This is a genomic window from Ruegeria sp. BC8, assembly GCF_056535705.1.
Genome location: NZ_JBQFIV010000001.1, coordinates 2,107,087 through 2,131,433, shown reverse-complemented (window position 1 = coordinate 2,131,433; position 24,347 = coordinate 2,107,087). Strand labels below are relative to the sequence as shown.

General features: G+C 61.7%; 24 protein-coding genes. 8 read left to right on the top strand and 16 right to left on the bottom strand.

The window, feature by feature from the left end; translation table 11 throughout:
* Positions 1 to 8: 8 nt before the first annotated feature.
* Positions 9 to 377, bottom strand: a complete 369-nt coding sequence (locus ACR3EK_RS10830; protein WP_093962629.1) for a MerR family transcriptional regulator — start codon at positions 375 to 377, stop codon at positions 9 to 11.
* A 113-nt stretch (positions 378 to 490) separates the two neighbouring features.
* Here ACR3EK_RS10830 and ACR3EK_RS10825 point away from each other — a divergent pair, with 113 nt between their 5' ends.
* From ACR3EK_RS10825 to ACR3EK_RS10815, 3 genes are read left to right on the top strand one after another with little or no spacing between them, the layout of a single operon-like run.
* Positions 491 to 910 carry a PaaI family thioesterase gene (locus ACR3EK_RS10825; protein ID WP_170358398.1) on the top strand — a complete coding sequence of 140 codons (420 nt, stop codon included), beginning with the start codon at positions 491 to 493 and terminating at the stop codon, positions 908 to 910.
* Position 911: 1 nt separating this feature from the next.
* Positions 912 to 1,430 (top strand): PaaI family thioesterase, encoded by a 519-nt coding sequence (locus ACR3EK_RS10820; RefSeq protein WP_222456957.1) that lies wholly within the window; start codon positions 912 to 914, stop codon positions 1,428 to 1,430.
* Positions 1,431 to 1,435: 5 nt separating this feature from the next.
* Entirely contained in the window at positions 1,436 to 2,752 is a 1,317-nt protein-coding gene (locus tag ACR3EK_RS10815) for an MATE family efflux transporter (protein WP_480633371.1), read from the top strand.
* Here the strand turns inward: ACR3EK_RS10815 and arsC are convergent.
* From arsC to ACR3EK_RS10795, 4 genes are read right to left on the bottom strand one after another with little or no spacing between them, the layout of a single operon-like run.
* Entirely contained in the window at positions 2,749 to 3,090 is a 342-nt protein-coding gene (gene arsC, locus ACR3EK_RS10810; protein WP_480633370.1) for an arsenate reductase (glutaredoxin), read from the bottom strand. The genes ACR3EK_RS10815 and arsC overlap by 4 nt on opposite strands.
* Complete coding sequence (locus ACR3EK_RS10805; protein ID WP_480633369.1) at positions 3,087 to 4,145, bottom strand: quinone-dependent dihydroorotate dehydrogenase; 1,059 nt, start codon at positions 4,143 to 4,145, stop codon at positions 3,087 to 3,089. Before ACR3EK_RS10805 ends, arsC begins: the two co-directional genes overlap by 4 nt.
* Positions 4,142 to 4,573, bottom strand: coding sequence for a DUF1330 domain-containing protein (locus ACR3EK_RS10800; RefSeq protein ID WP_480633368.1), 432 nt, complete (start codon positions 4,571 to 4,573; stop codon positions 4,142 to 4,144). The genes ACR3EK_RS10805 and ACR3EK_RS10800 overlap by 4 nt, the downstream gene beginning before the upstream one ends.
* Complete coding sequence (locus tag ACR3EK_RS10795) at positions 4,570 to 4,908, bottom strand: DUF952 domain-containing protein (protein WP_480634021.1); 339 nt, start codon at positions 4,906 to 4,908, stop codon at positions 4,570 to 4,572. The genes ACR3EK_RS10800 and ACR3EK_RS10795 overlap by 4 nt, the downstream gene beginning before the upstream one ends.
* 107 nt (positions 4,909 to 5,015) lie before the next feature.
* Between ACR3EK_RS10795 and ACR3EK_RS10790 the strand changes: the two genes are divergently transcribed.
* A complete protein-coding gene (locus tag ACR3EK_RS10790) occupies positions 5,016 to 6,593 on the top strand; it encodes a bifunctional metallophosphatase/5'-nucleotidase (RefSeq protein WP_480633367.1) in 1,578 nt (525 codons plus the stop codon).
* Between the two features lie 63 nt (positions 6,594 to 6,656).
* Here the strand turns inward: ACR3EK_RS10790 and ACR3EK_RS10785 are convergent, their stop codons facing one another.
* Entirely contained in the window at positions 6,657 to 8,309 is a 1,653-nt protein-coding gene (locus tag ACR3EK_RS10785; RefSeq protein ID WP_480633366.1) for a tetratricopeptide repeat-containing sulfotransferase family protein, read from the bottom strand.
* 55 nt (positions 8,310 to 8,364) lie between these two features.
* Here ACR3EK_RS10785 and ACR3EK_RS10780 point away from each other — a divergent pair, with 55 nt between their 5' ends.
* Both ACR3EK_RS10780 and mnmH read left to right on the top strand, forming a co-directional pair.
* Complete coding sequence (locus ACR3EK_RS10780) at positions 8,365 to 9,033, top strand: SOS response-associated peptidase (protein ID WP_480633365.1); 669 nt, start codon at positions 8,365 to 8,367, stop codon at positions 9,031 to 9,033.
* A 51-nt stretch (positions 9,034 to 9,084) separates the two neighbouring features.
* Positions 9,085 to 10,137, top strand: coding sequence for a tRNA 2-selenouridine(34) synthase MnmH (gene mnmH / locus ACR3EK_RS10775; RefSeq protein WP_480633364.1), 1,053 nt, complete (start codon positions 9,085 to 9,087; stop codon positions 10,135 to 10,137).
* On the opposite strand, the gene selD is transcribed toward mnmH, so the two are convergent.
* The 7 genes from selD to ACR3EK_RS10740 are packed head-to-tail and all read right to left on the bottom strand — an operon-like array spanning position 10,128 to position 18,234.
* Entirely contained in the window at positions 10,128 to 12,287 is a 2,160-nt protein-coding gene (gene selD / locus ACR3EK_RS10770) for a selenide, water dikinase SelD (RefSeq protein ID WP_480633363.1), read from the bottom strand. The two genes, mnmH and selD, sit on opposite strands and share 10 nt — an antisense overlap.
* Positions 12,288 to 12,291: 4 nt before the next feature.
* On the bottom strand, positions 12,292 to 12,678 hold the full coding sequence (locus ACR3EK_RS10765; RefSeq protein WP_093962618.1) for a Na+/H+ antiporter subunit G: 387 nt from the start codon (positions 12,676 to 12,678) through the stop codon (positions 12,292 to 12,294).
* A gap of 7 nt (positions 12,679 to 12,685) precedes the next feature.
* On the bottom strand, positions 12,686 to 12,955 hold the full coding sequence (locus ACR3EK_RS10760; protein WP_093962617.1) for a K+/H+ antiporter subunit F: 270 nt from the start codon (positions 12,953 to 12,955) through the stop codon (positions 12,686 to 12,688).
* Positions 12,952 to 13,449, bottom strand: coding sequence for a Na+/H+ antiporter subunit E (locus tag ACR3EK_RS10755; protein WP_093962616.1), 498 nt, complete (start codon positions 13,447 to 13,449; stop codon positions 12,952 to 12,954). Before ACR3EK_RS10755 ends, ACR3EK_RS10760 begins: the two co-directional genes overlap by 4 nt.
* Positions 13,449 to 15,005 (bottom strand): monovalent cation/H+ antiporter subunit D, encoded by a 1,557-nt coding sequence (locus ACR3EK_RS10750; RefSeq protein WP_480633362.1) that lies wholly within the window; start codon positions 15,003 to 15,005, stop codon positions 13,449 to 13,451. Before ACR3EK_RS10750 ends, ACR3EK_RS10755 begins: the two co-directional genes overlap by 1 nt.
* A complete protein-coding gene (locus tag ACR3EK_RS10745) occupies positions 15,002 to 15,361 on the bottom strand; it encodes a Na+/H+ antiporter subunit C (protein WP_170337694.1) in 360 nt (119 codons plus the stop codon). Before ACR3EK_RS10745 ends, ACR3EK_RS10750 begins: the two co-directional genes overlap by 4 nt.
* Positions 15,361 to 18,234, bottom strand: coding sequence for a monovalent cation/H+ antiporter subunit A (locus ACR3EK_RS10740; protein ID WP_480633361.1), 2,874 nt, complete (start codon positions 18,232 to 18,234; stop codon positions 15,361 to 15,363). The genes ACR3EK_RS10745 and ACR3EK_RS10740 overlap by 1 nt, the downstream gene beginning before the upstream one ends.
* 222 nt (positions 18,235 to 18,456) lie before the next feature.
* On the opposite strand from ACR3EK_RS10740, the gene ACR3EK_RS10735 reads away from it, so the two are divergent.
* Positions 18,457 to 18,927: a rhodanese-like domain-containing protein gene (locus tag ACR3EK_RS10735; RefSeq protein ID WP_480633360.1), complete on the top strand. Its 471-nt coding sequence runs from the start codon at positions 18,457 to 18,459 to the stop codon at positions 18,925 to 18,927.
* Entirely contained in the window at positions 18,927 to 19,742 is an 816-nt protein-coding gene (locus tag ACR3EK_RS10730; protein ID WP_170358422.1) for a CE1 family esterase, read from the top strand. The genes ACR3EK_RS10735 and ACR3EK_RS10730 overlap by 1 nt, the downstream gene beginning before the upstream one ends.
* Here the strand turns inward: ACR3EK_RS10730 and mdoH are convergent, their stop codons facing one another.
* Genes mdoH through ACR3EK_RS10715 form a run of 3 tightly spaced genes read right to left on the bottom strand, consistent with a single transcriptional unit; the run spans position 19,743 to position 24,324 of the window.
* Positions 19,743 to 21,623: a glucans biosynthesis glucosyltransferase MdoH gene (gene mdoH, locus ACR3EK_RS10725; protein ID WP_480633359.1), complete on the bottom strand. Its 1,881-nt coding sequence runs from the start codon at positions 21,621 to 21,623 to the stop codon at positions 19,743 to 19,745.
* Complete coding sequence (locus ACR3EK_RS10720) at positions 21,611 to 23,110, bottom strand: OpgD/OpgG family glucan biosynthesis protein (RefSeq protein WP_480634020.1); 1,500 nt, start codon at positions 23,108 to 23,110, stop codon at positions 21,611 to 21,613. Before ACR3EK_RS10720 ends, mdoH begins: the two co-directional genes overlap by 13 nt.
* The gene (locus tag ACR3EK_RS10715) at positions 23,107 to 24,324 is read right to left on the bottom strand and encodes an OpgC family protein (RefSeq protein ID WP_480633358.1); all 1,218 of its coding nucleotides are present in this window, start codon (positions 24,322 to 24,324) and stop codon (positions 23,107 to 23,109) included. Before ACR3EK_RS10715 ends, ACR3EK_RS10720 begins: the two co-directional genes overlap by 4 nt.
* Positions 24,325 to 24,347: the final 23 nt, after the last annotated feature.

Here is a 24,347-nt window from a genome sequence, read left to right as displayed (position 1 = left end):
CGGCCGATTTAGGTCAGCGAGTTGGCCGTTTGATCGCGAAGTCGCTGCAACTCGTCCATGGCTTCGTCCAGTTGTTGACGCTGCTGACGCAGCTCTTCCATCTGGCGGTCGGCCATTTCGACAAAGGTCGCCATCTGGGCCTTGTTGCCTTGATCTTCGTAGATCAACAACCACTGCCGGATTTCCTCAAGTGGGAACCCGAACTTGCGGCCACGCATGATCAGCTTCATCCGCGCACGCTCGCGCGGACCGTAAAACCGGGAACGTCCTTCCCGGTCTGGCTGCAGCAGCTCGATATACTCGTAGTAGCGCAGGGTGCGCGGAGTCACGTCGAACTCGGCGCACATCTCTTTGAATGACAAACGCTTGTCGGACATTCCTGTTCTCCTCGGTTGCAACCTAGGGCGTTGTGCGGACAAGCGCAACAGGCGGGCTTGCCCTTTGCGCGCAGAGCAGATCATAAAGGGGCAGGACAACAGGACTGAACCTCATGGTCGACAAGACAGTACTCGCCCGCCAGTTCATCGAGGCGATCCCCCATGCGCGGGCTCTGGGCCTGACGCTGACCCATATTGGCGAGGGTGAGGCCGAGATCACCATGCCTTACAACGAGGATCTGATCGGCGATCCCCGCACGGGCGTGATTCACGGCGGAGCGGTGTCGGCCAGCCTGGATACCTGCTGCGGGGCTGCGGTCATGAGCCACCCGGCCGCGCCGGGCGGCACCGCCACCATCGACCTGCGCATCGACTACATGCGCGCCGCCACGCCCGGCCAGACGATCACCACCCGCGCGACCTGCTATCACATCACGCGCAACGTGGCCTTCGTGCGCGCCACCGCGATGGACGACGATCAGGATCGCCCGGTGGCCACCGCCTCGGGCGCCTTCACGGTCGAGGGGAAGTGAGATGGCAAGACCTCGTCCCGAACCGATGCAGGTGGTGAAACAGCGCCGCGACGCGGCCCTCAAGGCGCTGGTCGAGGGGGTTCCGTATATCCGGTTCCTCAACATCAGTTTCGATCGGCGCGGAGACGAACTGACCGGTGTTCTGAATTTTGACGAAAAGCTGATCGGCAACCCGTTCCTGCCGGCGATTCATGGGGGCGTCACGGCGGCCTTTCTCGAGGTGACGGCGGTGATCACGCTCAGCTGGGAGCACTTGTTCCCGCGCATCGAAAGCGGTGAGATCGAAGCCGAGGACATCATCTCCGATCACAGTATCCGTTTTCCCAAGACCATCGATTTCACGGTGGATTACCTGCGCTCGGGCCTGCCGCGCGATGCCTATGCACGCGCCTTCATCAGCCGGGCGGGTCGGCGTTATGCTTCGGTCCGGGTCGAGGCCTGGCAGGACAACCATGCCAAGCTGTTCGCGCAGGCCACAGGGCATTTCCTGATGCCGCAAGAGCCTTCGGCCAAGGGCTGAGCAAAATGCGGGACGCCTCGGCACCCATTACGCACAGACGGGTGCTGAAGATCGCGGTGCCGATCGTGCTGTCCAACGCGACGGTGCCGATTCTGGGCGCTGTGGATACCGGCGTGGTCGGCCAGATGGGGCAGGCCGCCCCGATCGGCGCGGTTGGCATTGGCGCGGTCATTCTGGCCACGATCTATTGGGTGTTCGGTTTTCTGCGCATGGGCACGACCGGATTGGCGGCGCAGGCCCGAGGCGCGGGAGACACGGCCGAAACCGGTGCGCTGCTCATGCGTGGTTTGCTCTTGGGCGGCGCGGCAGGATTGTTCTTCATTGTGGCTCAGGTGGCGGTATTCGCTGGGGCCTTCGCGCTGTCGCCCGCCAGCCCCGAGGTCGAGGCGTTGACGCGCAAATACCTCGAGATTCGGATCTGGGGCGCGCCTGCGACCATTGCGCTATACGCGGTGACGGGCTGGCTGATCGCGGTCGAGCGCACGCGCGGCGTGTTCGTCCTGCAGGTTTGGATGAACGGGCTGAACATCCTGCTGGATTTGTGGTTCGTGCTGGGGCTGGGCTGGGGCGTTGAAGGTGTGGCGGTGGCCACGCTGATTGCCGAATGGACGGGTCTGGCGCTGGGCCTGTGGCTGTGCCGCGATGCGTTCGGGGGCAATCAATGGCGCGATTGGGCGCGGATCTTCGACCCCGCCCGCCTGCGCCGGATGATGCAGGTCAATGGCGACATCATGATCCGGTCGGTCCTACTGACCGGGTCCTTCACCACTTTTCTGTTCGTGGGCGCCGATCTGGGGGACGTGACCCTGGCCGCCAACCAGGTGCTGCTGCAATTCCTGGAAATCACCGCCTTTGCGCTGGACGGGTTCGCCTTCTCTGCCGAGGCATTGGTGGGCAGCGCCATCGGAGCCAAGGACCGATACCAGGTCCGGCGCGCCTCGGTCATGGCGTCGCAATGGGGCGTCGGTGGGGCTCTGGTGCTGGGGGCCACGTTTTTTGTGGCAGGGCCCGCATTGATCGACCTGATGGCCACCGCTCCCGAGGTGCGGATCGCGGCGCGCGAATACCTGATCTGGGCAGCGCTGGCCCCGGTGATCGGCGTTGCCAGCTGGATGTTCGACGGCATCTACATCGGCGCCACCTGGACCCGCGCCATGCGCACCGCCATGATCCAGTCGGTGGCGATTTATGTGGTGGCGCTGTTCCTGCTGGTGCCGACCATGGGCAATCACGGGCTGTGGGCCGCGCTGATGGTGCTGAACACCGCCCGCGCGGTGACGCTTGGCCTGCGCTATCCCCGGCTCGAGGCGCACGTGGCCTAGAGCAGGGTCAGCAGGTTCTCGGGCGGGCGACCGATGGCGGCCTTGTCGGCGGTGATCCCGACGGGGCGTTCGATGAGGATCGGGTTCTCGGCCATGGCCTGAACCAAGGCCTCCTCGGGTGTTTCCCTGCTCAGCCCCAGTTCCTTGAACCGCGCCTCGCCCCTGCGCATCATCTCGATCGCCGGGATGCCCAGCCGGGACAGCACCGAACGCAGCTCATCCGCGCTGGGCGCGTCCTCGAGGTATTTGCGAACGGTGACTTCGGCGCCGCGGTCCTGCAGCAGGGCCAGCCCGGCGCGCGATTTTGAGCACCGTGGGTTGTGCCAGTATTCGATCACAGCCAATCCTCTCGTTTGCTGCCGACGGCGTCGGCCACCGATTTGAACCCGTCCCGCGCCAGCAGGGCATCCAGCCCCCGCGCGATCTCGGCCGCCAGCGACAGGCCGCCATAGACCATCGCGGTATAGAACTGCACGGCCGAGGCCCCGGCGCAGATCTTGGCATAGGCCTGTTCGGCCGTGCCGATACCACCCACGCCGATCAACGGAATCTGCCCGTCGGTCAACTGGCTCAGCCGAGCCAGAACGCGGGTCGATTTCTCGAACAGGGGCGCGCCCGACAGTCCGCCGGCCTGATCCTTGTGCGGGCTGCGCAGCCCTTCGCGCGACAAGGTCGTGTTGGTGGCGATCACACCTTCGATGCCCGTGTCACGGGCGACGTCGGCGATGTCCCGCAATTCGTCATCCGTCAGGTCGGGGGCGATTTTCAGAAACACCGGGACCCGCCGCGCCAAGGCGTCGCGGGTGTCCAGCACACCTGCCAGCAGGGCGCTCAGCGCTTCTTTCCCCTGCAGGTCGCGCAGCTTTTCGGTGTTGGGCGACGAGACATTCACCGTGGCGAAATCCAGCCATTGTTCGCAATGGGCCAGCACCTGCGCAAAATCCCGCGCCCGGTCAGTGCTGTCTTTGTTGGCGCCCAGGTTCAAGCCGATCACCGCGTCCTTTGGGCGGTGCGCCAGACGCCGGGCCATCGCCTCCATCCCTTTGTTGTTGAAGCCGAACCGGTTGATGGCGGCGCGGTCTTCGGTCAGTCGGAACAGGCGCGGCTTGGGGTTGCCCGGCTGCGGGCGCGGGGTCACGGCGCCCACCTCGATAAACCCAAAGCCTGCGCGTGACAGCGGGCCCAGAACCTCGCCATTTTTGTCGAACCCGGCGGCTAGCCCCACCGGGTTGGGCAGGTCCAGCCCGGCCAACTGCGTGCGGAGGCGCATCGAGGTGACGGGACCGGGCGCCGGGGTCAGACCCGTTTTCAGTGCCTTGATCGACAGGCCGTGCGCGGTTTCAGGATCCAGGCGATGCAGCGCGGCCAGGGCGAGTTTATCGGGCAGTTTCATCCGAAGGACGCTCCGGTTGGGGTAGGGGCGGTGCGGATCAGACGCGAGTCGGCCACCGCCGCCTGCCGGTGAATGACCGCCGCGCGATAGGCCGGGTCGGTCACCATCTCCAGAAACGCATGGGCCGAGGGGTAACGGGCGATGAACATCTCGTCCCACGCTTCGCCCTGCGGGCCGATCAGCGTTGTCTGGAACGCGCCGCGCCAGATGATCGAGGCTCCCAGCCGCGCGATGATCGGGGCGGTTTCGGCACCATACCGGCGATAGGCTTCTGCGCCGCTCAGCCCCGCGCCGGCCAAGTCGTGGCCTGCGGGATAGACGGCCTTGGCGCGGAACCGCACAAGGTTCAGCATCTCGATCGGGTGATCGCGGTCCAGCGCCTTGAACGTCTCGAACTGGGCGCGGTCGGGGTCGATATGGCCGGTCATTGCATCTCCTTGGGGAAGCGGTGCGCGCCGTTTTCCAGCGGGAGCGGCTTGGCCCAGACCACATCCGCCATGCGCATGTTGCGATAGAGATGCGGGAACAAGGCCCCGCCGCGCGAGACCTCCCATTTCAGATCATCGCCCATTTTCTGGGCATCGCAGGCCACGAGGGTCAGGTTTTCGACCCCGGCAAAGTGCTTGGCCGCGGTTTCCGCCGCCTGTTCTGCGGTGGAGAAATGCACAAACCCATCCGCCACATCGATGGGCGCGCCCCGGGTTTCGCCCTGTGCCTGCAGGGCCGCCCATTCCTCGGCCCGGAATATCTTGTAGATCAGCATGGCGCCGTGATGCCCCGCGCGCGGGGTAGAATCAAGCCGCATTTCCCCCTTTGACTCTTTGCCGCCCTCGGCGCACGATCCTGACAATCAATAACAGGGAGTTTCAAATGATTACCCGTTTCCTGACATCCGTGGCGGCCCTTGGCCTGACTGCAGGCATGGCGGCGGCCGACTACAAGCTGACCATTCTGCACACCAACGACTTCCATTCCCGGTTCGAGCCGATCAACAAATATGACAGCGGCTGTGGCGCCGAGGACAATGCCGAGGGCAAATGCTTCGGCGGTTCGGCGCGTCTGGTGACTGCGGTCAACGACGCCCGCGCGCGGGCCGAAAACTCAATCCTCGTGGACGGCGGCGACCAGTTCCAGGGGTCGTTGTTTTATACCTACTACAAGGGCAAGGTCGCAGCCGAGTTCATGAACAAGCTGGGCTATGATGCGATGACCGTGGGCAACCACGAATTCGATGATGGCCCCGAGGTTCTGGCCGGTTTCGTTGATGCGGTCAAATTTCCGATTCTGATGTCGAATGCGAACATCGAGAACGAGGAACTTCTGACTGACCGGATTAAGAAATCGACCGTGATCGAAGTAGGTGGAGAGAAGATTGGCCTGATCGGCCTGACCCCCGAAGACACCGACGAGTTGGCTTCACCCGGGCCGAATGTCGTGTTCTCTGATCCTGTTCCGGCGGTTCAGGCCGAGGTGGACAAGCTGACGGCGGAAGGCATCAACAAGATCATCGTGCTCAGCCACTCGGGCTATGGCGTCGACCAGCGGGTCGCGCAGGAAACCACGGGTGTTGACGTGATCGTGGGCGGACACTCGAACACCTACCTGTCGAACACTTCAGACAAGGCCGCCGGGCCGTACCCCACCGTGGTGAACGGGGTGCAGATCGTTCAGGCCTATGCCTACGGCAAATTCCTGGGCGAGCTAAACGTGACCTTTGATGACGACGGCAACGTGGTCGAGGCGGTGGGTGAACCGCTGATCATGGACAACACCGTGACCGAGGATCAGGCTGCCCTGGATCGTATCGCAGAACTTGCCAAACCTCTGGACGAGATCCGCAACAAGGTCGTGGCCAACTCCGCGGCTCCGATCGAAGGCGACCGGTCGATCTGCCGCGTGCAGGAATGCGAGATGGGTAACCTGGTGGCCGATGCCATGCTGGCGCGGGTCGCCGATCAGGGCGTTCAGATCGCCATCGCCAACTCGGGTGGCCTGCGCGCCTCGATCGACGCGGGCGACGTGACCATGGGCGAGGTGCTGACCGTTCTGCCTTTCCAGAACACGCTCTCGACCTTTGAGATCAGCGGTCAGGGCATCATCGATGCGCTGGAAAACGGCGTCAGCCAGGTGGAAGAGGTCAAGGGCCGATTCCCGCAGGTGGCCGGGCTGAAATTCACCTGGGATCCGTCTGTGGCCCCCAACGAAGGCCGCGTGACCGAGGTCATGGTGGCCGAAGGTGATGGCTATGTGCCGATCGATCCGGCCAAGACCTATCTGGTGGTGACCAACAACTATGTCCGCAACGGTGGCGACGGGTACAAGATGTTCTCCGGCGAGGACAAGAATGCCTACGACTTCGGTCCCGATCTTGCGGATGTGACCGCTGAATACCTTGCGGCCAATGCGCCATACACGCCCTATCTGGACGGACGTATTCAGCAGAAGTGATTGCTGACACAAAGAAAGAAAAGGCCGCATCCAAGGATGCGGCCTTTTTTGTTGGGTTTCGGCTTAATCGAATTCGTATTCGGGCCACAACTCGGGGTCGAAACCGTCCAACATGGGCCGGATATAATCCGCAACCTGACGCCAGCCGCCAACCGATTTGGTCGAGATTTTATTGCGCACCTGGTCGATACTGGCCGTACGCACCTGTTTCTTGTTTTCTTCCGGGTGCATCATGCTTTCGCGCCATTCGATCCCGCAGAATTCTGCAACCTGCTTGCTGTAGGTCTCGGGATCGGCCACCAGTTTTTCGTAGGGCACCGTAAGGATGCGATCACCGAAGATGGCATCCCAATGCTGCATGTAGCGGCGATACATGTTGGCCGAGTGCGCGATCGAGTTCAGGTTCGATGCGTATCGCATTCCGCCCGCTGGAAAACGCCGGATCCATTTCGACAGGCCGACGTCCCGCGGATCGCGCAGCATGTTGATGACCTTGGCGTTGGGGAAGGCTGCCAAAAGAAAACCAACCCGCTGGTAATTGTGGGGCATCTTGTCGACGAAAGCGATCGAGCCCTCGGGGATCGGGGGCATCAACTCGCGGAATTGCTTGGCGAACTCCGCAGCTTCTGCGTCCGAGAAAACCTTCTTTTTGTTCGAGTATGGCGCTGACAGGTCAGATGCGAGGGTCAACTCACCACATCCCGCGATGTCGGGGGCAGAACTCAGCATCATTTCCATCAAGGTGGTGCCCGAGCGAGGCTGTCCGATCACAAAAATCGGCAGGGGCATTTCCTCGATCCCGGAACTTGGGACCGACGTGCTGTCGGGGAACAGGCCGCAAATGCGGTAAAGACTACGCTCTTCTTCTCCGAAATCATATGGGTTTTCGTCGTGCTGTACCCTGTTCGCGACTGCAAACTGCGCAAGGGCGGCCTCGAGCCCGTCGACCTTCGACTTGAGCTGCGCCAGTGTGAACTCGAGTGTAGAATTGGGGTGTTCCCGCTTTGCAATTGCTTCCTCAACCCTAGGAAGCAATGCCGCGGCTTGCTCAGCCTTAACCATCGTAGACAGCTGGAATAATGCAGCCGTATGATAAGGGTCCATGTCTAGGACGCGCCACAAAAGGTCAGTACAGCCTTTCTTGTCGCCAGCCTGGTGCAGGTCGACCGCTCGGCGGAAGGCGATTTCTATGTTGTTGGGATCCAGTTCGTGTGCCCGTGCGATATCGGCCGAGGCCGCATCTACGAAGCCGACTCGTCCATAAGCCCTGCTGCGGGTGGACAACAGTTTGGGGTTGTCCGGATCGGTCATAAGTCGCTTGGTGGCGTTCTCGATGATGCTGCGCCAGTTGTGCCCCTTGAATGTGATTTCATCGATCACCCGGACGATCTCGCGGTTGCCGGGCATCTTTTCGGCCATCTTTTCGGCATAGGCCAACGCTCGCGCGATTTGGCCGGTTTGCATAAGAGCATTCGCGATGTTTTCGACGAATTGCGGGTCGTCCGGTTTCAAGCGGGCGGCTTCCTGGAAATGCGGCAGCGATTTCTTGTACTGCTTCATCTCGGTCAGAACGAATCCGGCAATCGCGTGGTAGTCCGCGTCTTTCGGGAATTTCTTGATGCCGAGGGTAGCTTTCTTCAGAGCCTGAGGAAGCTTGCCGGAGTCCAGATCCGCCACCGCCTTGGCCTTGAGGGAATTTGGTGCTTGATTTGTCATCTGACTGCGCGTGACCCTGTGCCTGATTGAAACTTTTGTTGTTGGTTCATTACCCATGTGCGGACGGTTTGCAATAACTCTTCCCAACGATGCCATGGCGCAGCTGTTTGCTGCGCGGCCTTCAAACGCATTGCCGGCGGTGCCCAACTACAACATCTGCCCGACAAATCAGGTGCATGTCGTGCGCGCCAGAGAGGGAGGGCGGCAGTTGGACCCGCTGCGATGGGGTTTCTTGCCACATTGGTACAAAACCCAAAACGACGGTCCGCTGCTGATCAACGCCCGCGCCGAAACCCTGGCCCAGAAACCGGCCTTCCGCGCAGCCTGCCGCGATCGGCGTTGCCTGATCGTGGCCACGGGTTTCTACGAATGGACCAAGACCAAGGACGGTGCGCGGCTGCCTTGGTACTTCCACCGCAGCGATGGTGCGCCCATCGCCTTTGCCGGCATCTGGCAGAACTGGGGCGAGGGTGAGGCGCGGCAGGCGACTTGCGCGATCGTCACGACCGCAGCCAACGAAAATGTCCGTGCGGTTCATCACCGGATGCCGTTGATCATTGAACCGGCGGATTGGACCTTGTGGCTGGGCGAGGTCGGCAAGGGGGCAGCCCGCCTGATGAAACCCGGCGCCGAGGATGTGTTGCAGTTTCACAGGGTCGGCACGGCCGTAAACTCCAACCGGGCCAGTGGGCCGGACCTGATCGCGCCCGAAGCCGATGAATGACATCAGCGGGGCCTTCTTTTCTTTTGCCATCCTGCGCGCTAAACCCCTGTCATGGCCCTGAAATTCTCAAACCTGCCGCAGCTGTATGCGCATCCGTTCGATACGATCATCGATGTGCGCAGCCCGGCCGAATTTGCCGAGGACCATCTGCCCGGCGCCATCAACCTCCCGGTTCTGGACAATGAGGAACGCGCACGTGTCGGCACGATCTACGTTCAGCAGAGCCCGTTTCTGGCGCGCAAGCTGGGGGCTGCGTTGGTATTTCGCAATGCCGCCACCCACATCGAGACACAACTCAGCCACCACGAGGGCGGTTGGCGACCTCTGGTCTATTGCTGGCGCGGCGGTCAGCGGTCAGGATCCTTTACCTGGATGCTGCAGCAGATCGGCTGGCGAGCCGAGGTGATCGAGGGCGGATACCGCAGCTATCGGCGTCTGGTGAAGCAGTACCTCTACGATGACCCGCTGCCGTTCAAGCTGGTGGCGTTGGATGGCTATACCGGCACTGCAAAAACGGAACTTCTGGCCCAGCTGCAAACGCACGGGGTGCAGGTTCTGGATCTCGAAGCGTTGGCCAATCACCGCGGTTCGCTGCTGGGCGAGCAACCCGGCGGACAACCCAGCCAGAAAGCGTTCGAATCTGCCTTGGCCTCGGCCATGTGTGCGCTTGATCCGGCACGGCCCGTGTTGGTCGAGGCCGAGTCGTCAAAAATCGGTTCGTTGATTTTGCCCCCAGCGGTCTGGCAGAGCCTGTGCCAAGCGCCGCGAATCCTTGTCACGGCAGATATCGAGGCGCGAACGGACTATCTGGTCGCTGCCTATGAAGACATCCTGTCCGATGCCGAGCGTTTGCAGGACCGCCTGTCGCCGCTGCGGTTTCACCGGGGGCATGATGTCGTGGATGCGTGGATGGCTCAGATTGCCGAGGGCAACAAGAAAGCTCTGACGCGTGCCTTGATGGAGCAGCACTATGACCCGGCTTACGAAAAGTCGCGGAAAAACCACCAGTTTGATGTGATTGCGCGCGTGCATGCCGTGTCCTTGACCACGGACGGGCTGGATCAGGTCGCGTCGGAAATCGAAGGGATTGTGGCTCAGCTCTGAAGGCGCAGGCCGGGTGTGTCGCTCAATACACCGATGACTGCAGCCGGGTAACCAGCGGCACGCAAATGGTCGCAGATATTTCGTGCGTCGTCGGCCGAAACGGCAGCCAGCAACCCACCTGCGGTCTGAGGATCGAACAGCAGATCGGCTTTGCCGCCGATTGGAACTTCGGGCGCGATGGAACGATTGTCGTTGAACAAGCTGGACCGGACCCCTTGCTGGCTGAGCTCGAGCGCCCCCTCCATGACCGGGACTGCGTCGAGGTTCAGGACTGCGCCACAGTTGGATGCCTCGCACAGTCCAACGAGATGCCCGGCCAGTCCGAATCCGGTTACGTCGGTCATGGCATGGGCCTGGGCCAGAATGCGCGCGGCGTCACCCTGCGGCCGCGTCATGTGGTCATAGGCGGCCACTACCCACTCGCCGTTGGCTTGCCCAGCCATTTCCGCGGCCATCAGGACTCCGCTGCCAATCGGTTTGGTCAGGATCAACACATCACCGGGCCGCCCGCCCGACAGGGTGATCGGATCAGACTGGCACAAACCCGTGATGGTGAAACCGATGGTAAGCTCATCGCCCATCGAGCTATGGCCGCCGACGATCTCAGCGCCGGCGCTGCGCATGACTTCGGTCGCGGTTGCCATGATTTCAGCCATGGTGCGGTGTTGCAGCTGAGAGGACATGCGCGGCAGGATCAGAGTGGCCGTCGCGGCCTGTGGGGTCGCACCCATCGCCCAGATGTCCCCCAGTGCGTGAATGGCCGCGATGCGGGTCATCAGAACAGGGTCCGAAACGAAGCTGCGCAAATGATCTGACGTCAGCACCTGCCGGACGCCTTCAAAGGTCAACATCGCTGCATCATCCCCGGGCAGGGGCGCGATATCCGGACGGTCGGATCGCGGTACTGCGGACAGCGCGGCCTGCAAGGCGCCGCGACCTACCTTGGCGCCGCAACCGCCGCACATGGGCTTGTCGCCCAGAGCGTCGCGCAGTCCATCCGCATGGCGACGGGGAAGCGCGGGGGCTGGCATCTGGGGAAGCTCACGAAAGCGACGCATGAACTTCTGGTCGATATGGTCTTTCCACCGCCACATCACAGGTCCGCTGAATGACGTCCCAAAGCGCTCGGCCAGTGCCGAGCGTTCCCCCAGCGAGATCAGCTTCAGGTAATCCTTCTGCGGCTTGTACCGGCGCATGGATCCAGCCCCGAGGGCTGCGCGCAGGTTGTTGAAGAGAACAGGAGCCTCTCGCACGGCAAAGACACCGGCCTTGGGGCGCGGCGTGTCATCCAGATGAGCGCAGTCTCCGACTGCGAAGACCGATGGATCGCTGGACTGCAAATACCCGTTCACTCGGATAAAGCCGTCGTGCAGGTCCAGCCCGGTCTGGCCGATCCAGTCATAGGGACGGGCGCCCGCCGCGCCGGTTGTGAAATCAGCCGTGATGTGACGCCCATCGGTCAGTTGCACGCCTTTTGGTGTGATCTGCGCAATTTCGGCCTGTTCGATGCAGTCGATGCCAAGTTGTTCCATCGCCCGCCGAATGGTCTGGGCGGCTTTGGGGTTTATCGCGGTCAGGATATGCGCCTTGTCTATCAGAGTGACCGTTGCTTGCCGACCCTTGGCGCGCAGAGCATGGGCCATGGCCATCGCCAGTTCGACGCCCGCGACGCCGCCGCCAATGACCGCCACCGAAGCAGGGTCGGTTGCCTCTAGATACTGGGCCCATTTTGAGGCAAAGGGACCAAGAGGTTTTGCCGGGATGGCATGTTCCGTGAACCCGGGCAAAGACGGCATGTCCGATGTTATTCCGACATTGATCGAGGCAACATCGAAAGCGACATCAGGATGATCGGCCACATTCACTAGCCTCCGGTTCCGGTCCAGGCCGATCGCGGCCCCCAGAATGATCCGGGCCCCCGCAAACCGTGCCAGCCGGATCAGATCGATGTCCAGGTCGCGGCGGGCGTAGTGCCCCGCGACATATCCAGGCAACATCCCGGAATAGGGCGCGGTCGGGCCAGGATTGATCACGGTCAACCGCGCGCCGGGTAGGGGGTTCATCCCCCATTTCAGAAGGAAAAGCGCGTGCGTATGACCTCCGCCCACCAGAACCAGATCGCGGGTAAGTGGCAACGAAGGTGTTTTCATGAAGTCAGTTCGCGCTGTGATCCGGGACGTCTTCGACCTGCTCGACCGCGTGGGTGGCCCAGAGCTTGTCTTCGCCCGCGTCTGGCAGATCCTCGGGGGCTTCATGGCGGTGTATGTGCCACTTGGCAATGAACAGAGCCGTGATCGGAGCCGTCAGAAACAGGAACAGCGTGATCAGCAGTTCATGCATGGAAAGGCGCTGTTCGATCAGGATCGAATGAAAGATCGAGGCCAGCAACACACCGCCCACGCCCAGCGTGGTGGCTTTGGTCGGGGCGTGCAGCCGCGACATCGGATCCTTCAGCTTGATCATGCCGAATGACCCGACAAAGCCGAAAATCCCTGAAACGATCAGGAAAAATGCAATCAGAAGCTCGAAGATGAATTCCATGGCGGCCTCACTCGATGATGTTGCCGCGCAGCATAAAGCGCGCATAGGCCACGGTCGAAACAAAGCCCAGCATGGCAATGATCATGGCGGCTTCGAAAAAGATCTCGGTGCCCAGATGCAGGCCGTACAGGATCATCAGGGCGATGGTGTTGATCACCATCGTATCAAGGGCGAGCACTCGCGTTCCCACACCGTCGGCGGTGATGATCCGCCACAGGCACATCATGATCGCGGCCCCAAAGCAGGCAAAGGCAAAATAGATTGCATATTCGATCATTCGAAAATCTCCTTCAGGCGGCGCTCGTAACGCTGCTTGATCTGGTCTCGTACCGCGCCCGGATCCGGAGCGTCCAGGCAATGGACCAGCAGACAATGCCCTTGGGCCGAGAGGTCGCAACTGACGGTGCCCGGAGTCATGGTGATGGTTCCAGCCAGTACCGTGATCGCTTCGGGTGTGCGCAGTTCCAGCGGGATCGAGATCCAGTTCGGTTGTCTGTCCGCGTCGCGTTTGAACAGGATGATGCGGGCCACGGTCACGTTGGCCACCACGATGTCCCACAGAACCACGATCATGTACTCAACGACCATGGGCCAGTTCCGCAGGACGGGCCGGTCGGGCCAGTAGGGTTGTGTGATGAAGGGAATGATGATCCCCAGAAGCAACCCAAACACCAACGAGTTCAGCGAGGGCGCGTTGGCCAACAACACCCAGACCAGAGTCAGCAGGAAGCTCAGATGAGGGTGGGGAAATATCCGGCGCAGCAGTTTCATCAGTCTTCCCTTCCCAATACGGCCGAGATGTACTGTTCCGGCGCGAACAGTTGCGCGGCGGTCTTGCGAGTGTAGTCCAGCGAGGGTCCGGCGAACAGGGTCAGCAGGACGAGGCCCAGAACCACTCCGAACACCGAGGTGAACGCCAGCCCCGGCTGCGGTTCAGGCGCGGGCCGGTGCGGGGGTTCATCATCGTTGGTGGCCTCGGTTTCGGGTTCCGGATCGATCTGGGTGCTGGCGTCATAGCTTTTCCAGAAGATCAGGGATCCGGCGCGAGCCAGTCCCACGATGGTGACGAAGGACCCGATCAGAACGACCGCCCAGACTGCGGTGGCATCCGGCGCATACCAAGACGCATCCAGCACCAGAAGCTTGCCGATGAACCCCGACAACGGCGGCATGCCCGCCATCGCTATGGCTGCTACGAAGAACAGCGCCGAGATCAGCCCGCTTTGCGGCATCGGCGGGCGGGGCGCAATGGCCCCTCCACGACGTTCCATCACCAGATCGGCCACCAGGAACAGCAGCGCGGTCGCAAGTGTTGAATGGTAGACGTAATACAGAGCGGCGGCTGTGGCCGTCTCGGTGAACAAGGAAATAGCCACCAGCAGCGTTCCCATCGAGGCGATGGCGCAAAACGCAACCATGCGCGCGATGTGCCGCGTGCCTAGAATACCGATCGAGCCGATGGCAAGGGTCACCAGCGCGGCAGGTTGTAGCCAGTCACCAACCAGTCCTTCGGTGACGGCAACATCCGGGCCGAATGCCAAAGTATAGACCCGCAGGATCGAATAGGCCCCCACCTTGGTCATGATCGCAAACAGCGCGGCAACTGGCAGCGGCGCGTTGGCATAGCTGGCCGGCAGCCAGAAATGCAGCGGCAGGACAGCGGCCTTGATGCAGAAGACCAGCAGCAGAAGAACCGCACCCACGCGCAACAGGGCGGTGTCTTCGGCCGGAATTTCCGCGACGCGCACAGCCAGGTCGGCCATGTTCAGGGTACCGGTAACCGAATAGATCGTGCCCAATGCAAACAGGAACAGAGTTGACCCCAAGAGGTTGTAGGTGACGTATTGCACCCCGGCCTTCAGGCGTACCGCGCCGCCGCCATGGGTCATCAGGCCGTAGGAGGCGATCAACAACACCTCAAAAAATACGAACAGGTTGAAAGCGTCCCCGGTCAGGAAGGCGCCGCAGACACCCATCAGCTGGAATTGGAACAACGGGTGAAAGTGGTTGCCGCGTTCGTCCCACCCGGACGCGATGGCGTACAGCACGACAGGCAAGGCCAGCAACGCCGTCAGCAACACCATCATCGCGGACAACCGGTCAAGGACCAGAACAATGCCAAACGGAGCCGGCCAATCGCCCAGTTCGTAGACATGTATCTCGCCGCCCGCCGCCTGCGCAGTGATGGTCAGCGCGATGCCGAGCAAGCCCACCACACCGGCGACTGAAAAGATACGCTGCAGGTCCAGATGGTACCGCAGAACCATGATGATGAAGGGGGCCAGGATCGCGGGCAGGACGATCGGCGCAACGATCCAGTGGTTCATGCGTCTTCTCCTGCGTCATCCACGCTGTCCTGCGCGGCCATGTCTATATGGTCATCCTTCGAAGACAGGTAGGCGCCCAGAGCGATCATCACGATCACAGCTGTCATCCCGAACGAGATCACAATCGCCGTCAGAACAAGGGCCTGCGGCAATGGATCGGTATAGGGAACCTCTTCGTATTTGTTCAGAACTGCAGGCGCGTTCACGGCCAGCCGTCCCGTGGCGAACAGGAACACGTTGACCGCATAGGTCAGCAGAGACAGGCCCAGGATGACCGGAAAGGTCCGGCGGCGCAGGATCAGAAAGATCCCTGCGGCGGTCAGAACGCCAACGGCCGATGCGACGAGTGCTTCCATCAGCCCTGCTCCTTCGCTTTTTCTTGCTCTTCGGCCAGATCATCCCGCAACGGGTTGATGTCCATCGGGAATTCCTGTGCCATGCCCGGCCGCCACGCAAAGCGCGACAGGCTGTCCAGCGCCAACATCACGGCGCCCAGAACGGCTAGGAACACGCCTGTGTCGAACAGCATGGCCGTGGCCCATTCGAATTCTTCCAGCGGTGGCCAATGCAGATAGCCGAAATCGCTGGTCAGGAAGGGCCGTTCGTTGAACCAGGCGCCCAGACCCGTGGCCGCGGCGATCAGAACGCCCCAGCCGATGGTGCCGTGATAATAGAACCGCTGCCGCTCGATCGCCCAGGTATAGCCGCTGGCCATGTACTGCATCAGGAAGGCGATCGCGACCACCAGACCGGCGATGAACCCGCCTCCGGGTTGGTTATGCCCCCGGAAGAAGATATAGGCGCCTACCATCAGGGCAATCGGCATCATCACACGTGTGGCAACAACCATCATCAGCGGATGAGAGTCGCCCGACTGGGGCCAGTGCGGTTTGCGGTTCAGCAGGTAGGCCCGGACGCTTGTGCCCAGCACGGCCTCGGTCAGGGCAAAGATGATCAGGGCCGCGATCCCCAGCACGATGATCTCGCCGAAGGTATCAAATCCCCGGAAGTCCACCAGGATCACGTTGACCACGTTGGTGCCGCCGCCACCTTTGTAGGAATTGGCCAGGTGGAACTCCGAAATCGTCGGGAAGGCGAAATCGCGCAGCATGAGCGCATAGATCAAGCCCCCGGCGCCGATGCCGGCCACCACCGAAATGGCAGCATCACGCCAGCGCCGCGCTGCGCTGCTGTCCCATGGGGTCTCGGTCGGCAGGAAGTTCAGCGACAGCAGCAGCAGGATCATCGTGACGACTTCGACCGAGATCTGCGTCAGGGCCAGATCAGGCGCGGACAGATAGTTGAAGGCCATCGACACGATCAGGCCGACGACACCGATCAGGACCAGAGACAGCAAACGGTTCCGGTGGAACCACATGATGCCCATCGTCGCCACGATCAGGCACAGCCAGCCGATGATCGGAATGATCGGGGCCGGCAGCGGAACCCGCGTTTCAACGCCAATCGTGCCGGTCGAATAGGCATAGTATCCAAGGCCGACCGTAAAGGCGATCAGGATTATCGCATAGCGGCTGATGACACCGTTGTGCAACTCGTCCGTGATCCAGCGGCTGGCGGCGGTCAATCCGCCGATCACGGCGTCGAAGATGGTCTTGGCCTCGGGGCGGGGCAGGATATTCCAGAACTGCTCGCCGCGGCGGTGCAAAGCCAAAAGAAAGAGGCCGCCAAAAGTTGCGACGATCGACATGTACAGGGCGGGCGTGAACCCGTGCCACAGCTTCAGTGAGTAATAGGGCAGCTTCTCGCCACCTATGACCGCGGAAGACACAACCGCAACCAAGGGGCCGACGATGGCGGCCGAGTTTAGGCCGATCAGCACGACCAGCACGACCAGGAATGCCGGCGCCAGCCACAGCCCCACTGGCGGGTCATGCGGGTGCGCAGGGTAATCCTCGCGTTCAGGGCCCAGGAAGACGTGGGACACGAACCGGAAGGAATATGCGGCAGAGAAGATCGCGGCTACCAGGGCAAGGGCTGGCACCAGATAGTGCGAGTTTCGCCAGACCGTGTGCACGGTTTCTTCCAGCATCATTTCCTTCGACAGGAAACCGTTCAAAGGTGGAATCCCTGCCATGGACAAGGCAGCGATTGTTCCGATCGTAAAGGTGATCGGCATCAAATGGCGCAGCCCGCCCAGGCGCTTGATGTTCCGGGTGCCGGTTTCGTGGTCCACGATCCCGGCGGTCATGAACAGGGCGGCCTTGAAGGTGGCGTGGTTGATGATGTGAAAGATGGCGGCCACGACCGCGATCTTGGTGCCAAAGCCCAGCAGCATCGTGACCAGCCCCAGATGCGACACCGTCGAAAAGGCCAGCAACGCCTTGAGGTCATCCTTGAACAGCGCGATCACCGCGCCGATCAGCATGGTCACCAGGCCGGTGGTGGCGACGATGTAGAACCACGCCTCGGTTCCGGCCAGAACCGGCCACATGCGCGCCATCAGAAACAGGCCAGCCTTCACCATCGTGGCCGAGTGCAGATAGGCCGAAACCGGCGTTGGAGCGGCCATTGCATGCGGCAGCCAGAAATGGAACGGGAACTGGGCCGACTTGGTGAAACATCCCAGCAGGATCAGTATCAACGCCGGCAGGTAGTAGGGCGAAGACTGGATCAGTTCGCGGTTCTGGAGGATCACGCTCAGGTCATAGGACCCCACGATATTGCCGAGGATCAGCATCCCCGCAATCATCGCCAGCCCGCCGGACCCGGTGACCGCCAGCGCCATCCGCGCGCCCTGGCGGCCTTCGGGCAGGTGTTTCCAATAGCCGATGAGCAAGAACGAACTGAGCGAGGTCAATTCCCAGAAAACCAGCAAAAGCAGTATGTTGTCGGACAGAACGATACCGACCATCGCGCCCTGGAACAGCAGGAGATAGGTATAGAATTGCCCCATTGGGTCTTCACGCGACAGGTAGAACCGCGCGTACAGGATGATCAGCAGACCAATGCCAAGGATCAGCAGCGCGAACAGAAATCCCAGCCCGTCCAGCATGAAATTGGCATTCAACCCCAGCCCTGGAATCCAGTCGAACCGCGCGGTGACCACCGTGCCGTTCATGACGTCTGGGATATGAATCAGCAGCCCCATCAAGGCCAGAAACGTGGTCAATCCCGCTGCCGACGCGGCTGCGTTGCGCCCGGCGCGGATCAGCAGGGCGGGAAAGACAGCTCCGAGGAAGGGAAGGGCCGCGATAAGGAATAGGGACAACTGCGATACTCCGGGCTGAGCGGTCAGGGTGCTGTTGATTTTGTAAGGATAATTTATTGACTGTCCAGCTATTGCAAGTTTTTCACCTTGCACTACTCCCCGCGAATTTTTGGCCAAAGCCTGCGCGAAAATGACGCGAACTTGATCCGTACCCGGCTTTTCGACGCAGCGTCGGAGGCGGACCCGTGATAAAACCGGCTTGGAGAAACCGGAGGGTGCACATTGGCGATCACAACCAGGCTCAGCCGCAGAGGCGTGTTCCTTGGGGGCGCGGCCGCTGTTCTCGCGGGTTTTGCGATCCGTGAATACCGTCTGATCCCCGAAGACTTTTCTGGCGGTACGTTGACCGTCGCTCGGGCGCACGAAAAGGCTGTTGCAGGGGAAATCCTGTTGCTCGACATTCGGACCCCGCGCGAATGGCGGGCCTCAGGCATCGGGCAGGGCGCCCAACCGCTGGACATGCGCCGTGAAGACTTTCTGGATGTGTTGGATCGCCTGTCTGGCGGTGACAAGGGGCGGCCGATTGCCTTGATCTGCGCCCGTGGTGTGCGGTCAGCGCGGCTGGGCAACAGGTTGACCGAGGCGGGCTACGGCAACATTCTTGACGTGCCCGAAGGGATGCTGGGGTCAGCCGCAGGTCCGGGCTGGGTGCGGGCCGGGCTGCCGGTGCAGGCGTATTCGGAGGGGGCGTGATGAGGCTCAGGGATCTGTTGGCTGTGTTGATCGCAACCGCCGCAACTCCGGCATTGGCCGCGTGTGGGCAGGATCAGGGTGTTTGCGAGACTAAAACCGGAAGCTACCGCATCGAGCTGCCGGAAGACTCCAACCCGCCGTTGGTCGTGTTCCTGCACGGGTATGGCGGTAGCGCGCAGGGAACCATGAAAAACCGCGGCATGGTCGAACCCTTGCTGGCGCGGGGATATGCGGTCATGGCACCCGAGGGGGCCGAGCGCAACGGGCGAAAGAGCTGGAACTTCTATCCGGGGTGGGACGGGCGAGACGAAGCCGCGTTCCTGAAGGAGGTTGTTGCGGATGCGGTCCAACGGTTCGGGATCGATGACCATCGCGTGGTGCTGGGAGGATTCTCGGCCGGCGGCTTCATGGTGAACTATCTGGCCTGCGCCGATCCCGAGGCATTCTCGGCCTATGTGCCGGTCTCAGGCGGATTCTGGCGCCCGCATCCCGAAAGTTGTGCGGGGCCCGTGCGCCTGTTCCACACACATGGCTGGACCGACAACGTGGTGCCGCTGGAGGGGCGCGCACTGGGCGGCGGTCGGTTCCTTCAGGGCGACATCTTCGCCGGGCTTGAAATCTGGCGGCAGGCCAACGAATGCGCCGACAACCGTCCGGACGGGTATTCAACGACAGGCCAATTCATGCGCCGCAAGTGGACCGCCTGTGCTGACGGCAGCGCATTGGAGTTCGCTCTGTTTCCCGGCGGTCATACAGTTCCGCGGGGCTGGGCCGACATGATGCTGGATTGGTACGAAGGGTTGCCCGGCGGGTGATCATTCCGCCGGGGTCATGGTTCCTTTGCCCTCGATCAGGCGTTTCAACTCGTTGCGATGCGAACGTGCCGCCCGCGTGATGGCGGGCTCGTGGAAATCCTCGGGCATGCCGACCATGCGACGCGCTGCTGCCGCAGATACGCCGCTGAGTGCGGAGAGCGGTACCGCAAAGGTCAGGCTGATGGCGATCGGAGCCAACCAGACCGAGACCAACCCGGCCAGGATACCCGCGCTCAGCGCGAAGCCGCTGATGGTTTCGAGCGCGTGACACACGATCAGCGTCCGCAGCCCATAAGTGCCGCCATCCCGTGCCTGCGGGGTCCAGCCTTTTTGCACACCGAGAACGGTGCGGAACACGGCGATCATCTGCTGCACCATCAGGATCGGTGCGTACAGGATCGACAGCACGACCTCGAACAGGAGTGACGCAAGAAACCGGGTCCGGCCGCCGAAATCGTCATAGCGAACACCGCTGAGGGGCAATGCCAGGGCACCCAGAATCTTGGGGGCCAGCAGCATCGCGTACATGACAAGGATGATCAGAACATGCCGCGTTTCGGTCATTTCCGGCCACTGGGGGAACATCGGATTGTCCGGGCTGAAATAGTGCAGCACCGAAGCATCCTTGCCCTGACCGATCAACGCCCACATGACCAGCAGTGCGAACCACAAGGGTGACATCAGGTATCCGACGGCGCCGTGGAACAGATGAAACCGCGACACGGCCCGAAACCCGGTCGAGCCGAGCAGACGCAGATGCTGCAGATTGCCCTGGCACCAGCGGCGGTCGCGTAGGGCGTGGTCGATCAATGTCGGCGGTGTTTCCTCGTACGAGCCTCGGATGCGCGGCAGAAAGCGAACGCCCCAACCGGCGCGGCGCAGCAACCCGGCCTCGACGAAGTCGTGGCTCATGATCAGTTGTTCCTGGCCCGAGAGCGAGCGCAGCTTGGGCAGACCCGCGCAGGTCGCAAAGGCTTTGGTGCGGATGATGGCGTTGTGGCCCCAATAGTTGCCTTCCTGGCCGCACCAACGGGAGAGGCCCTCGGCGAACGCGATGCCGTACACACCATTGGCGAATTGCTGCATCCGGGCAAAGACGGACTGGGCACCAATCAGTTGCGGATAGCTTTGGATCAGGCCGGCGCCGGGATCGCGGGCCAGCGCGTCGGTCAGCCGCGCGATCGCACGCCCGGTCATCAGGCTGTCGGCGTCCAGAACCAGCATTGCATCCCAAGCGCCACCCCAGCGGCTGACCCAATCAGCAATATTGCCGACCTTGCGGTCCGTATTCTGTTCCCTGCGTCGGTAATACAGCTCAAGCCCCGGGGCGAGCGTGGTACGCAGCGCCTCGATGCTGGCCTGTTCCTGGGCCGCGATTTCCGGATCGCGGGTGTCGGACAGGATGAACATCGCATAGTGATGCTTGCCCCCTCGGGCGCGCAGTTCTTCCAGCATCGTGCGGGCATTGCCCAACACGTTCCACGGCACTTCGTTGTAGACCGGCATCAGCAAAGCGACCCGCAGTGGCTGCGCGCGACCCTGCCGTACCGGACGCTCTTGCCGGGCCAGAGAGACCATGCCCAGAAGGACGGTGCAGACCGTGAAGGAAATCCAGAAGAAATTGAACGAAATCAATGCCAAAAGGATCGCTTCGACCACGTTTATCCCTTCGGCGTCGAACCAGTCCGCCATGACCCACAGCAATGCAACCGAAGCCGCCATGGCCGGGGAAAACGCCAATGCGCGCCAAAGGCCAGCCGACGACCGGCGGGCATCCGCAGGTGCTTGGGCGTCCCGAAACCCGGCGCCAAAGTCCTGCTCCGGCATTGCCAGCTGTGCCTCGGGCGGCATGATTTTCAGGTCCGGGATTATGCTGTCCATCTGTACATCCAGACTTCCGAGGCGGGCTCGTCACCCAGCCTCAGTTGCGCGCGCAATTCTACGTGGTCGCGGTCGCCGGGTTGAAACGAAAAGGCCAGACGCAAACCGCCCGTATCCGGGTTGCGTTGCAGAACCCCGTCCGAGGTTTCCGCATGAGGCGACTGCACGAACACGCTGAGGGCGTCCGGATCGTCGAGCAACTCGCTGGCTTCGAAGTCGATCACCGCAAGCCGTCCTTCCCCGAAAGTGTTCTCGCCCATTGCGGTGTTGATCACCCGCGGCATGGCGGTCCGCTGAGGTTCCTCGCCCCAGATCAGGCGGTACGACAAGTCGAGCTGAGCACCGGCAGCGACCGGTTCAGCGGGACGCCAATAGGCGACAATGTTGTCGTAGATCTCCTGATCGGCCGGAATTTCGACCAGAGTGACCGTACCTTTACCCCAATCGCCCATCGGCTCGACCCAAAGGCCGGGGCGCTTGTGGTATTGCGCCTCGAGGTCGGCATAGTCGGAAAACGCGCGTTTGCGCTGCATCAGTCCGAACCCGCGAGGATTCATGTCGACGAATGAGGACACCTGCAATCTCTTGGGATTGGCGAGCGGGCGCCAAATCACTTCTCCCGCCCCGTTTCGGATCATCAGCCCGTCGCTGTCATGCACGGCCGGACGGAAATCGTCGAACCGGTTGTGATTGGTCTGATCGAACAGGAACATCGACGTCCCCGGAGCGATCCCGACATGGGGAAGTTCTTCCCGAGCAAACAAGGTTGCCTGCACCTCCATGATGCAGTCAGCGCCGGCCGAGATATCGAACCGGTAGGCGCCGGTCACACTGGGGCTGTCCATCAGGGCGTGAACGATCATGTTGCGCTGGCCGGGCTTTGGGCGCTCCAGCCAAAATCGGATGAAATCCGGAAATTCTTCGCCCTCGGGATCCCCGGTTTTTAGTGCAAGACCACGGGCCGACAGACCATAGACCTCGTGCAGGCCGATGGCACGGAAATAGCTGGCTCCCTGAAAGACGCAGAACTCGTCCGTCTTGCCAGGGCGATGCATCTCGGTGCGCAGCCGGAAACCCGAAAAACCCAGCGTTTCGTCCACGGGCAGATCGGGGACATCCTCGGCCCGGTCGAACATCTCGAGGTCGAAGGCAACTGGCGCGATCATCCCGTTCTCAACTGCCGAGACCTGAACGGTTCGCGGGAAGTAGAGGCCGGGGGTGAAGAAATCGACGTTGAACGGCGTATCGGTCCCGTACCAGAGTGCACGGTCCAGCCGGAAACGGATGGAGCGGTACTGTTCGTAAGTGAGGTCCTGCCACGCCTGCGGAACGGTTTCGCGCGCCTCGTAGGGGCGGCTGGCCAGATCGCGGGCAAGGGCGATGATGTCGGCCCGGTCGAATGGCACCTCGCCACCGGTGGCAAAGGTGGCCGGGGCGAAGGCCAGCGCCGTAGTCGACGCAAGGAATGCACGACGCGTGAACTTCATGACTTCGATTTCCATGGGTGTGATTTGAACCAAGCGGCCAGATAAGCCACGCCGATGATCAATGCAAATCCAATTAGATTTGCGGCCAGAACGGTGGCAAAATCCCGCCCAAATTCGTCGAGGAAAACGCCGATAAGTCGTGCTGCTGCCATGGAAAATACAAATACCGCCAAGGACTGCTGGCCCACTTTGGTGATCTGCTTCAGGATCCATCGCCACAGCTGCGCGCCGATCGTGTTGCCGGTGGCGATCAGGCGATGCCCATGTTGCCCTGCAGCCACCCACCCCAGGTAGGCCAGCGACAGGAAGTGCATGTACCGGAACAGGCCGAAATCGGTTTTTTCGCGCAGCTCGCTTGTAAGGGGCCAGACCTTTCGGATGTTCTCGGCAAGATCCGGGGCGGCCGCCTGCACCCACAAGAACACTTTCCACGATCCGAACGGGGCCGAGAGGACAAGGAACAATGCCGCGGCCCAGATCAGCGTCTTGGAAACCGGCGGCGCAGGAATCCAGCCCCGCATGAATGCAAAGCCCGTGAAAAACAGCAACTGCCATCCAAACGGGTTGAAGAACCACTGGCGGTCCGACCACGGTTCGGCCGGAAGCGCCAGCATACCGGTCTGCGCCACCAGCCAGATCGCGACCGAGACCAACCCGACCGCCCAGATGCTGAGGCGCGACAGGCCCATGAACATCGGCATCATTGCCAGAACGACCAGGTACATCGGCAGGATGTCGAAATAGTTCGGCACATAAGTCAGGGTGAACAGCCCCACCATCTGTGGCATCGGGTCGTTGAAGAAATGCTGCAGGTTCAATCCCGAGACATAGCTTTTGTCGAAGGCTCCGGACAGATCCAGTGCCGCCATGGACATGGCGACAAAGAAAAACAGGCAAATATGGGCCCAGTAGACCTGCCAGATGCGGAAGCTGACCCGGGCGGTACCCATCCACCAGCCCTTGCGCTCAAACGCGCCGCCAAAGGCGATCGCCGAAGCCATGCCCGAGCAGAAAACAAAGATTTCAGTCGCGTCCGAGAATCCAAACCGGGCCGGGATCCATCTGGCCCAAGGGTCGTTCGGGATGTGCGCGATCAGGATGATGAACATCGCAATACCGCGATAGAAATCCAGCCGCGGGTCGCGGGTTGCGGCAGCAGGGGCGGAGGATGCCGCCACCGGTGCAAAATCAGAAGCGGGCGATGCGGTCGCCATTCGTCTCTCTGTCCTTTGTGGTC